Source organism: Streptomyces sp. AP-93 (assembly GCF_022808175.1).
Taxonomy (GTDB): Bacteria; Actinomycetota; Actinomycetes; order Streptomycetales; family Streptomycetaceae; genus Streptomyces.
In genome coordinates this window covers 345,818-356,827 of sequence record NZ_JALGBX010000006.1, presented here as the reverse complement: position 1 = coordinate 356,827, position 11,010 = coordinate 345,818, and the positions used below count along the sequence as shown (strand labels likewise).

Sequence of the window (11,010 nt, the reverse complement as noted above, 5' to 3'; positions counted from 1 at the left end):
GTCGAACACCCGGTCACCGAAGAGGTCACCGGCATCGACCTCGTCCGCGAGATGTTCCGCATCGCCGACGGCGAAGAACTCGGCTACGGCGACCCCGTCCTGCGCGGCCACTCCTTCGAGTTCCGCATCAACGGCGAAGACCCCGGCCGCGGCTTCCTCCCCGCCCCCGGCACCGTCACCAAGTTCGCCCCGCCGACCGGCCCCGGCGTCCGCCTCGACGCAGGCGTCGAATCCGGCTCCGTCATCGGCCCGGCGTGGGACTCCCTGCTCGCCAAGCTCATCGTCACCGGTGCCACGCGCGAGCAGGCCCTGCAGCGGGCGGCGCGCGCGCTGGCCGAGTTCGAGGTGGAGGGCATGGCCACCGCCATCCCCTTCCACCGCGCGGTTGTCATCGACCCCGCCTTCACCGCCGACCCGTTCACGATTCACACGCGCTGGATCGAGACCGAGTTCGTCAACGAGATCCCGGCGTTCGTGGTTCCCGCCGCGGACGACACCGAGGACGAGCCGGGCCGCGAGACCGTGGTCGTCGAGGTCGGCGGCAAGCGCCTGGAAGTCTCCCTCCCGTCCTCGCTGGGCATGACCCTGGCCCGTACGGCCGCCGCGGGCGGCGCGAAGCCCAAGCGCCGCGCCGCAAAGAAGTCCGGCCCGGCCGCCTCCGGCGACACCCTCGCCTCGCCCATGCAGGGCACGATCGTCAAGGTCGCGGTCGAGGAAGGCCAGCAGGTCAACGAAGGCGACCTCATCGTCGTCCTCGAAGCCATGAAAATGGAACAGCCGCTGAACGCACACCGCTCCGGCACCATCGTCGGCCTCGCCGCCGAAGTCGGCGCATCGCTCACCTCGGGTGCGGTGATCTGCGAGATCAAGGACTGACGTCCTCGACCGGGCGTCCGGGGCTTCGGCCCCGGACGCCCGGTCCTCAAACGCCAGCGGGGCTGGATGTATCCAGCCCCGCCGAGCGGAAATCCAGCCCCTCCGGCGTTTGAGGAGCGGGGGTCCGGGGGCCGGCCCCCGGCAACGGCGCCGCGCCCGGCTAACGGCGCCGCATTTCTGCGACCCGCGCCCGCTCCGCCTGCTGCTCGTGCAACGGCGGCGCCGCACTGCGCAGCTGGGCCGTCGGGCCACCCCGCCGCTGGACCGGCAGCGGGGACTCCCGGCGCGGCCGCCGCCCGGCCATGCCCTCACCACCGCCGGAGGCACTGGCCCCGGCCACGGTGATCTGCACGCCCTGGTCCGCCAGCGCTTGCAGCTCCGTACCGGCCCGGTCGTCGTGCGGGGGCGGCTCGTCCGTCACCAGCCGGGTGATCACATCGGTCGGCACGGTCTGGAACATGGTGTCCGTCCCGAGCTTCGTGTGGTCGGCCAGGACCACCACCTCCGCCGCGGCCTGCACCAGCGCCCGGTCCACGCTCGCGGAGAGCATGTTGGAGGTGGACAGCCCGCGCTCGGCGGTGAGACCACTGCCCGACAGGAAGGCCCGCGAGACCCGCAGCCCCTGGAGGGACTGCTCGGCACCGCTGCCGACCAACGCGTAGTTGGACCCGCGCAGGGTTCCGCCCGTCATGACCACCTCCACCCGGTTCGCATGGGCCAGCGCCTGTGCGACGAGCAGCGAGTTGGTGACGACGGTGAGTCCGGGCACCCTGGCGAGCCGGCGGGCCAGCTCCTGGGTGGTGGTGCCCGCGCCGACGACCACGGCCTCGCCTTCTTCGACGAGTCCGGCCGCGACATCGGCGATGGCGGTCTTCTCCGCCGTCGCGAGATGGGACTTTTGCGGAAAGCCGGATTCCCGCGTGAAACCGCCCGGCAGTACCGCACCGCCGTGCCGGCGGTCGAGGAGTCCTTCTGCCTCCAGTGCCCGCACGTCCCGCCGTACGGTCACTTCGGAGGTCTGGACGACGCGGGCGAGCTCCCGGAGCGATACCGCTCCGTTGGCCCGCACCATTTCGAGGATCAATTGGCGACGTTCTGCAGCGAACACGAAACTGACAGTAACCCGGGTGACCGTCTGCTTTCAGCTCCTTGCGCCGGAATTCCGAAGTTGTCCATACCGTGGGGCAGTTAGTGGTATACGCGGTCGACCCGCCGCGCACCTGCTCCGCGACGGGTCGATCGACCACTCCAAAGCCCTTGCTCACAAGGGCCGTTATCGGTACTTACGCCTCTTCGGAGGACTTTCGCGTGTGCAGCTGGCGGGCCACCTCGGCGATCGAACCGGACAGCGAGGGGTACACGGTGAACGCGTTTGCGATCTGCTCGACCGTCAGGTTGTTGTCGACGGCGATCGAGATCGGGTGGATGAGCTCGCTCGCGCGCGGTGAGACGACCACGCCGCCCACGACGATGCCGGTGCCCGGGCGGCAGAACAGCTTCACGAAGCCGTCGCGGATGCCCTGCATCTTGGCGCGCGGGTTGCGCAGCAGCGGGAGCTTCACGACCCGGGCGTCGATCTTGCCGGAGTCCACGTCGGCCTGGGTGTAGCCGACGGTGGCGATCTCGGGGTCGGTGAAGACGTTCGAGGAGACCGTCTTCAGGTTCAGCGGGGCCACCGCGTCGCCGAGGAAGTGGTACATCGCGATGCGCCCCTGCATGGCGGCCACCGAGGCCAGCGCGAAGATCCCGGTCACGTCGCCGGCCGCGTACACGCCGGGCGAGGAGGTGCGGGAGACCTTGTCCGTCCAGATGTGCCCGGACTCCTTGAGCTTGACCCCGGACTCCTCCAGGTTCATGTTCCCCGTGTTCGGGATCGCGCCGACCGCCATCAGGCAGTGCGTGCCGGTGATGACCCGCCCGTCGGAGAGGGTGACCTCGACCCGGTCGCCCACCCGCTTGGCGGACTCGGCGCGGGAGCGGCCGATGACGTTCATGCCGCGGCGCCGGAAGACGTCCTCCAGCACGGCGGCGGCGTCCGGGTCCTCGCCGGGGAGCACGCGGTCGCGGGAGGACACGAGGGTCACCCGGGAGCCGAGGGCCTGGTACGCGCCGGCGAACTCGGCGCCGGTCACGCCGGAGCCGACCACGATGAGCTCCTCGGGGAGCTCTTCGAGGTCGTAGACCTGGGTCCAGTTCAGGATCCGCTCGCCGTCGGGCATCGCGTCGGGGATCTCGCGGGGGTGTCCGCCGGTCGCGATGAGCACGGCGTCGGCGGTGAGGATCGTCTCGGAGCCGTCGGCGGCGGTGACGATGACGTCCCGCGTGCCGTCGATGCCCTGCGGGCCGCCGAGCTTCGCGCGGCCCCGTACGACCCGGGCGCCGGCCCGGGTGACGGACGCGGTGATGTCGTGGGACTGGGCGAGCGCGAGGCGCTTGACGCGCCGGTTCACCTTGCCGAGGTCGACGCCGACGACGCGCGCGGCGTGCTCGATGTGCGGGGTGTCGTCCGCGACGACGATGCCGAGCTCCTCGTACGACGAGTCGAAGGTCGTCATGACCTCGGCGGTCGCGATGAGAGTCTTGGAGGGCACGCAGTCGGTGAGCACCGACGCGCCGCCCAGACCGTCGCAGTCCACGACGGTCACCTCCGCGCCGAGCTGGGCCCCTACGAGGGCCGCCTCATACCCGCCGGGTCCGCCGCCGATGATCACGATCCGGGTCACGAAAACTCCGCCTCACGTCTACCCGGCCGGCTGCCGCCCCGGCCGGGGCTTCCGGGGGGTCTCCCCGGGGGATGCATTCCGTACGTCATTGTCCCGCACGCATCAAGGTGCTTCACGCCCGGTCCCACCATCCGGGACGCAGGCCCCGTAGGCGGCCGCGAGCGCGGTCGGGGCCGCCCCTCCCGTACCCTCGACCTCATGTCGCTCTACGCCGCGTACGCCGGCAACCTCGACCCGCGGCTGATGACGCGCCGCGCTCCGCATTCGCCGCTGCGCGGCACGGGCTGGATCAACGACTGGCGGCTGACTTTCGGCGGCGAGCAGATGGGCTGGGAGGGCGCGCTGGCGACGATCGTCGAAGCGCCGCGCCACCAGGTCTTCGTCGCGCTGTACGACGTGGCCCCGCTCGACGAGGACTCCATGGACCGTTGGGAGGGCGTCGGGCTCGACATCTACCGCCGCATGCGGGTGCGCGTGCACACCCTGGACGGCGAGGAAGCGGCCTGGGTCTACGTCCTCAACGGCTACGAGGGCGGCCTGCCCTCGGCCCGCTACCTGGGCGAACTCGCCGACGCGGCCGAATCGGCGGGCGCCCCGCACGACTACGTGATGGAACTCCGCAAGCGACCCTGCTAGCCGCAGTCCTTCGCTGGGCCACCGCCGCGCCGGGCTTCGCGGGCCCTGCCCGCAACCGGCGCCTCCGGTCGGGGGCCGGGATCGGCCGAATCCAGCCCCGCCGGCGTTTGAGGCGCGGGGGCCCGGGGGCAGCGCCCCCGGCAACGGCGCCGCGCCGGCTCATCCGCCCCTGCTCCCCCATCGAGGGACGATTCGGCGGAAACGACAAAGCAACGATCCGAATACCGTGAGCGGTGCCATCTACGCGCGTAGGCGAAGAGCGGCTACGCTCTTCCGCGTGAACGCATCTGTTACCGACCCCTTCGCCGCCGCCGACGCCGCCGCCGCCCGCCTGCGCGAGCTGACCGGCGCCGAGACCCACGATGTCGCCCTCGTGATGGGCTCCGGCTGGGCCCCCGCCGCAGAGGCGCTCGGCGCGCCCGAGGCCGAGTTCCCGGTCACCGAGCTGCCCGGCTTCCCGCCCCCCGCCGTCGAGGGCCACGGCGGCAAGATCCGCTCGTACAAGATCGGCGACAAGCGCGCGCTGCTCTTCCTCGGCCGGACCCACTACTACGAGGGCCGCGGCGTCGCCGCCGTCGCCCACGGCGTGCGCACGGCCGTCGCCGCCGGCTGCAAGACCATCGTCCTGACCAACGGCTGCGGTGGCCTGCGCGAGGGCATGAAGCCCGGCCAGCCGGTCCTGATCAGCGACCACCTCAACCTCACGGCCACCTCGCCGATCGTCGGCGCGAACTTCGTGGACCTGACCGACCTGTACTCGCCGCGCCTGCGCGCGATGTGCAAGGAGATCGACGAGACCCTCGAAGAGGGCGTCTACGTGCAGTTCCCCGGCCCGCACTACGAGACCCCGGCCGAGATCAACATGATCCGCGTGATGGGCGCCGACCTGGTCGGCATGTCCACTGTGCTGGAGGCCATCGCCGCCCGTGAGGCCGGCGCCGAGGTGCTCGGCATCTCGCTGGTCACCAACCTGGCGGCGGGCCTGTCCGGCGAGCCGCTGAACCACGAAGAGGTGCTCCAGGCCGGCCGCGACTCGGCCGCGCGCATGGGCAAGCTGCTGACCCAGGTCCTCGCCCGGATCTGACCGGCGGACCGGACGACGGACGACGGACGACGGACGACGGACCGTAGAGAGGTAAGGCGGAAGTAGTGCAGGACGTGCAGGACGATCTGATCGCGCGGGCCCGGGCCTGGCTGGCCGAGGACCCGGACCCGGAGACGGCCGACGAGCTCGCGAAGCTCATCGAGGCCGGTGACACCACCGAGCTCGCGGACCGCTTCTCCGGCATGCTGCAGTTCGGCACCGCCGGACTCCGCGGCGAGCTGGGCGCGGGCCCGATGCGGATGAACCGGAACGTGGTGATCCGGGCCGCGGCGGGCCTCGCGGCCTACCTCAAGGCCCAGGGCCACGACGGCGGCCTGGTCGTCGTCGGCTACGACGCCCGCTACAAGTCGACCGACTTCGCCCGCGACACCGCCGCGGTGATGACCGGTGCCGGGCTGCGCGCCGCCGTCCTGCCCCGGCCGCTGCCGACGCCCGTCCTCGCGTACGCCATAAGGCACCTGGGCGCCGTCGCCGGCGTCGAGGTGACCGCAAGCCACAACCCGCCCCGGGACAACGGCTACAAGGTCTACCTCGGCGACGGTTCGCAGATCGTCTCCCCGGCCGACGCGGAGATCGCCGCGCAGATCGACGCGATCGCCGCGCTGGCCGACGTACCGCGGGCCGAGGGCGGCTGGCAGGACCTCGGCGACGAGGTCCTGGAGGCCTACCTGGAGCGTACGGACGCCGTCCTGACCCCCGGGTCCCCCCGGGGCGTGCGGACCGTCTACACGGCCATGCACGGCGTCGGCAAGGACGTGGTCCTGGCCGCCTTCGCCCGCGCCGGCTTCCCGGCCCCGGTCCTCGTGGCCGAGCAGGCGGAGCCGGACCCGGCCTTCCCGACGGTGGCCTTCCCCAACCCGGAGGAGCCGGGTGCGATGGACTTGTCCTTCGCGACGGCCGCCCGGGTCGACCCGGACATCGTCATCGCCAACGACCCGGACGCCGACCGCTGCGCGGTGGCCGTCCCGGACGCGGCCTCGGCCTCCGGCTGGCGGATGCTGCGCGGCGACGAGGTCGGCGCGCTGCTCGCCGCGCACCTGGTGCACAAGGGTGCGCGGGGCGTCTTCGCCGAGTCGATCGTCTCCTCCTCCCTCCTCGGACGGATCGCGGAAGCCGCGGGCGTGGGCTACGAGGAGACCCTCACGGGCTTCAAGTGGATCTCCCGCGTCGAGGGCCTGCGCTACGGGTACGAAGAGGCGCTCGGCTACTGCGTGGACCCCGAGGGCGTCCGCGACAAGGACGGCGTCACGGCCGCCCTGCTCGTCGCGGAGCTGGCCTCGGAGCTCAAGGAGCAGGGCCGCACCCTGACCGACCTGCTGGACGACCTGGCGATGGAGCACGGTCTGCACGCCACCGACCAGCTGTCGGTCCGCGTGGAGGACCTGTCGGTCATCGCCTCGGCGATGGCGGCGCTGCGCGCGGAGCCCCCGGTCTCGCTGGCGGGCCTGCGGGTCACCTCGGCGGAGGACCTGAACAAGGGCACGGCGACGCTCCCGCCCACGGACGGGCTGCGCTACTACCTGGAGGGCGACTACAAGGCCCGGGTGATCGTCCGCCCGTCCGGCACGGAGCCCAAGCTGAAGTGCTACCTGGAGGTCGTGGTCCCGGTGGCGGAGGCCTCCGACCTGCTCCCGGCCCGTGCCCGCGGCCAGGAAGTCCTCGACGCGATCAAGAAGGACCTCGCGGCGGCGGCCGGCATTTAGCCTGCCGCTGCTCCTTCTGAACGCGCCGCTCGCACCGCTGCGCGGGCTTCGCGCCGCTGCGCCGGACTCCGTCCGTCGACCCGCCGGGCAGTACATCGGCCCCCTGAGCTCCGGCTCGGGGGGCCGTCGGCGTGTGCCGCGGCCGGCGTCAGGAAGCCGAAGGCGCGGGAGTGGGCGTCGGCCGGACCACGTCGCCCAGGGTCGGCACCGCCTCCGGGCGGGAGCGGACGGCGTCCGTGCACTCCCAGGCCCTCGGCGGATCCGCGTCGGGACCGCCCAGGACCACCGGGCCCTGACCCGCCGACACCGCGTCGCTCTCCGCGAGCGTGCAGACCAGCTGCGACAACGCCACCGGGGGCAGGTCCTCGGGCCTGCGGCTCAGCCGCACCGTGCCCTGCGGATCGCCCGGCCGCGGCGCGGAGGCCGCCAGCAGGGCCGGCACCTCGGTCGTGAAACCAGCCTCCCGCTCCTCCGCCGACGGCTCCCGCTGGAGCGCCTCCAGCAGGGCCTGGGTGACGAGCACCGCCACGTCCCGCGCGGGCTGCTTCTCCGGCACCGGCACCACCCGCTGGACTCCCACCAGCTGCGCCCCGCACACCAGTTCCACCGTGGCCCGGATGCCCTGGACCCCGCCGGTTCCGGCCGCCGCGCCGGACGGGGTCTTGCACGAGACGCGCGAGGGCGCCGGGCCCACGTCCACCGGGACGGTGGTCGCACGGATCCCGCACCCGGTCAGGGCGCCGAGGGACAACAGGCCCAGGGCCACCACGACGGCCGTCGTCCCGAGCGTCGTGCCGAGCGTGACGCCCCACCCCGTCCCGCGCGCCGTCCCCCGCGCCGTCCCGCGCGCCGTCCTACGCCTCGTCGTCACCGGCGATCACCTTTCCCACGTCCACCGGCAGCCGCAGCGTGAACAGCGCACCGCCCTCCGCTCCGTTCTCCGCGGTGATGTCGCCGCCGTGGATGTGCGCGTTCTCCATCGCGATGGACAGGCCGAGCCCGCTGCCGTCCGACTTCGGCCGCGACGCGCTCGCCTTGTAGAACCGGTCGAAGACGTGCGGCAGTACCTCCTCGGGGATGCCCGGCCCGTTGTCCCGTACGGCCATGACCAGCCAGTCCCCCTCCACCCGGATGGAGACCCGTACCGGCGATCCGCCGTGCTTGAGCGCGTTGCCGATCAGGTTGGCCAGGATCACGTCGAGCCGGCGCGGGTCGAGGCGCGCCACGATGCCGCGCTCCGCGTCGAGTTCGACCGCGTCGAGCCACGCCCGCGTGTCGATGCACGCCGTCACCTGGTCGGCGACGTCCACGTCGTCCAGCACCAGCCGCGCCGTTCCCGCGTCGAAGCGGGTGACCTCCATGAGGTTCTCCACGAGGTCGTTCAGCCGCCTGGTCTCGCTCACGACCAGGCCCACCGCCGGTGCGATCATCGGATCGAGGTCGTCGACCTCGTCCTCCAGCACCTCGGCCACCGCCGTCAACGCCGTCAGCGGCGTGCGCAGTTCGTGGGACATGTCCGCGACGAACCGCCGGCTGGACTCCTCCCGCGCACTCATGTCGGCGACCTTCTTCTCCAGCGCCTCCGCCGTCATGTTGAAGGTGTGGGCCAGGTCGGCGAGTTCGTCCGTCCCGGACACCTCCAGCCGGTGGTCCAGCTCCCCCTCGCCGAGGCGGCGCGCCGCGTCGCCGAGCCGCTGCACGGGCTTGAGGACCGTACGGGCCGCGGCCTGCGCGAGCAGCGCGGACCCGAGCAGCGCGAGGCCGGTGGCGATGGTCAGCGACCAGGCCAGGGCGTTGAGGTCGTCGCGCTCCTGGGCGAGGGACTTGTACATGTAGCCGGTCGGGCCGCCGCCCACGATCCGGGTGCCGCCGACCAGGTACGGGTTCCCGTTCGGCTTCGTCCGCTGCCAGTACACGTGGTACTCGGCGTCGTTGGCCGAGGTGGTCTTCTGCCGGTCGTCGACGGCGTGCTGGAGCGACTTCGGTACGTCGGCCAGCGAGAAGGCGTCGGGACCGGCGGTACCGGCCACCTTGCGGCCGTCCTTCTCGTCCACCAGCAGCACGCTGTAGCCGGGGCTGCTGCCCGCCATCATGTCGGCGGTGTGCTGCAGCTCCTCCTGCGTCGGGTCGGCGGGCAGCGCCGCGGCCCGGTTCTGCATCTCCTGCCGGAAGTCGCCGAGGGCGGCGTCCTGGGTCCGGGTCAGGACGGCCTCGCGGTTGAGCCAGTACGCGATCCCGGACGCGGAGACGGCGGCCGTCAGCGCGACCAGGGCGAACACGACGAGGAGCCGCAGCCGCAGGCTGGTCCAGCGCCGGCCCGCGAACAGGGCTCGGATCACTGCGGGGAGTCCAGTCGGTAGCCGACGCCCCGCACGGTACGGATCAGGGTGGGCGACGAGGGCACTTCCTCGACCTTGGCGCGCAGCCGCTGCACGCAGGCGTCGACGAGCCGCGAGTCACCGAGGTAGTCGTGCTCCCACACCAGCCGCAGCAGCTGCTGGCGGGAGAGCGCCTGGCCGGGCCGGCGGCTGAGCTCCAGGAGCAGCCGCAGCTCGGTCGGGGTGAGCTGGAGGTCCTCGCCGTTCTTGGTCACCGTCATGGCGTTGCGGTCGATGACCAGCGAGCCGAAGACGGCGGAGTCGGTGGCCTCGCGCTCGCCGCGGCGCAGCACGGCCCGGATGCGGGCGTCGAGCACCCGCCCCTGGACGGGCTTGACGACGTAGTCGTCGGCTCCCGACTCCAGGCCGACGACCACGTCGATGTCGTCGTTGCGCGCGGTGAGCAGGATGATCGGCAGCTGGTCGGTGCGGCGGATGCGCCGGCACACCTCGAAGCCGTCGATGCCGGGCAGCATGACGTCGAGCACGATCAGGTCGGGCCGCTGCTCGCGCAGCAGTTTGAGGCCGTCCTCGCCCGTCGCCGCGGTGGCCACACGGTGGCCCTGGCGTGACAGGGAGAGTTCGAGGGCCGTGCGGATGGCGTCGTCGTCCTCGATGAGCAACAGGAAAGGCACGGGCTCATTCTGTCCCATCGCCCCTCGGGACTTCGACCGCCCTGCGCCTCCAATCCCGGCGCGACTGCGCACGGGCCCCTGTGACAGGCCTGTGACAGTCGAAGGACACCCCGGTTATCTCGGGCGGGCAGTCTTCTTGGCAACGGACCAGACAGACTCCACGACGGGGGGCGCGAGATGAACACGCTGCACAGCACCAGCACCAGCGCGGTTGTCACGCGGCTGCACGATGTGAACCGCCGCACGGCAATCCGTACGGCGACGGCCCCTTCCCGGCGGCCGGCGCACGTGGTGGCCATCGACGCGAAGACCTACGAGCGCCCCTCCGTCCCCGCCCAGCGCACGGCGGACTCCTCCTGCTCGAACGAGGCGGAGTTCACGGCGTACGTCCAGGAGCGGCGGGCCGCCCTCTACGCGACGGCCTTCCACCTGACCGGCGACCGCTACGAGGCCGAGGACCTGCTGCAGACCGCACTGTTCTCCACGTACCGCGCCTGGGACCGCATCAGCGACAAGGCCGCCGTCGGCGGGTACCTGCGCCGCACGATGACGAACCTGCACATCAGCGCCTGGCGCCGCCGCAAGCTCAACGAGTACCCGACGGAAGAGCTGCCGGAGACGGCCTCGGACACGGACGCCATGGGCGGTACGGAGCTGCGTGCCGTGCTGTGGCAGGCGCTCACCCGCATCCCGGAGCCGCAGCGCACGATGCTGGTGCTCCGGTACTACGAGGGCCGCACGGACCCGGAGATCGCGGAGATCCTCGGCATCAGCGTCGGCACGGTGAAGTCGAGCATCTGGCGTTCGCTGCGCCGCATGCGCGAGGACGAGGCGCTGAGCTTCGGCCGCGACGAGGCGGACTCCTTCGAGGACCTCGTCGCCTGACAGACCAACGGCCGGGGGGCCGTCCTACGGGGGTGGGACGGCGGCCAAGGGGGGAGAGCGCGGGATCAG

10 protein-coding genes are annotated in these 11,010 nt (G+C 72.3%); 5 read left to right on the top strand and 5 right to left on the bottom strand.

Annotation, left to right across the window (positions count from 1 at the left end):
* On the top strand, positions 1-876 hold an 876-nt coding region (locus tag MTF69_RS13370; protein WP_243333818.1), incomplete at its 5' end, for a biotin/lipoyl-containing protein.
* 160 nt (positions 877-1,036) lie between these two features.
* On the opposite strand, the gene MTF69_RS13365 is transcribed toward MTF69_RS13370, so the two are convergent.
* Positions 1,037-1,984, bottom strand: coding sequence for a DeoR/GlpR family DNA-binding transcription regulator (locus MTF69_RS13365; RefSeq protein WP_308401398.1), 948 nt, complete (start codon positions 1,982-1,984; stop codon positions 1,037-1,039).
* A 175-nt stretch (positions 1,985-2,159) separates the two neighbouring features.
* Positions 2,160-3,599: an NAD(P)H-quinone dehydrogenase gene (locus MTF69_RS13360; protein ID WP_243333809.1), complete on the bottom strand. Its 1,440-nt coding sequence runs from the start codon at positions 3,597-3,599 to the stop codon at positions 2,160-2,162.
* Positions 3,600-3,797: 198 nt separating this feature from the next.
* Here MTF69_RS13360 and MTF69_RS13355 point away from each other — a divergent pair, with 198 nt between their 5' ends.
* The 3 genes from MTF69_RS13355 to MTF69_RS13345 all read left to right on the top strand — a co-directional run bounded on the left by MTF69_RS13355 (position 3,798) and on the right by MTF69_RS13345 (position 7,043).
* The gene (locus MTF69_RS13355; protein WP_112449900.1) at positions 3,798-4,235 is read left to right on the top strand and encodes a gamma-glutamylcyclotransferase; all 438 of its coding nucleotides are present in this window, start codon (positions 3,798-3,800) and stop codon (positions 4,233-4,235) included.
* 277 nt (positions 4,236-4,512) lie between these two features.
* On the top strand, positions 4,513-5,319 hold the full coding sequence (locus tag MTF69_RS13350; protein WP_243333808.1) for a purine-nucleoside phosphorylase: 807 nt from the start codon (positions 4,513-4,515) through the stop codon (positions 5,317-5,319).
* A gap of 74 nt (positions 5,320-5,393) precedes the next feature.
* Complete coding sequence (locus MTF69_RS13345; protein ID WP_243333874.1) at positions 5,394-7,043, top strand: phospho-sugar mutase; 1,650 nt, start codon at positions 5,394-5,396, stop codon at positions 7,041-7,043.
* A gap of 148 nt (positions 7,044-7,191) precedes the next feature.
* Here the strand turns inward: MTF69_RS13345 and MTF69_RS13340 are convergent, their stop codons facing one another.
* Genes MTF69_RS13340 through afsQ1 form a run of 3 tightly spaced genes read right to left on the bottom strand, consistent with a single transcriptional unit; the run spans position 7,192 to position 10,056 of the window.
* Entirely contained in the window at positions 7,192-7,914 is a 723-nt protein-coding gene (locus MTF69_RS13340; RefSeq protein WP_243333806.1) for a hypothetical protein, read from the bottom strand.
* Positions 7,898-9,382, bottom strand: coding sequence for a HAMP domain-containing sensor histidine kinase (locus tag MTF69_RS13335; RefSeq protein WP_243333804.1), 1,485 nt, complete (start codon positions 9,380-9,382; stop codon positions 7,898-7,900). Before MTF69_RS13335 ends, MTF69_RS13340 begins: the two co-directional genes overlap by 17 nt.
* Positions 9,379-10,056 (bottom strand): two-component system response regulator AfsQ1, encoded by a 678-nt coding sequence (gene afsQ1 / locus MTF69_RS13330; protein ID WP_243333801.1) that lies wholly within the window; start codon positions 10,054-10,056, stop codon positions 9,379-9,381. Before afsQ1 ends, MTF69_RS13335 begins: the two co-directional genes overlap by 4 nt.
* Positions 10,057-10,233: 177 nt before the next feature.
* Here afsQ1 and MTF69_RS13325 point away from each other — a divergent pair, with 177 nt between their 5' ends.
* A complete protein-coding gene (locus tag MTF69_RS13325; protein WP_243333798.1) occupies positions 10,234-10,941 on the top strand; it encodes a SigE family RNA polymerase sigma factor in 708 nt (235 codons plus the stop codon).
* Positions 10,942-11,010 lie beyond the last annotated feature (69 nt).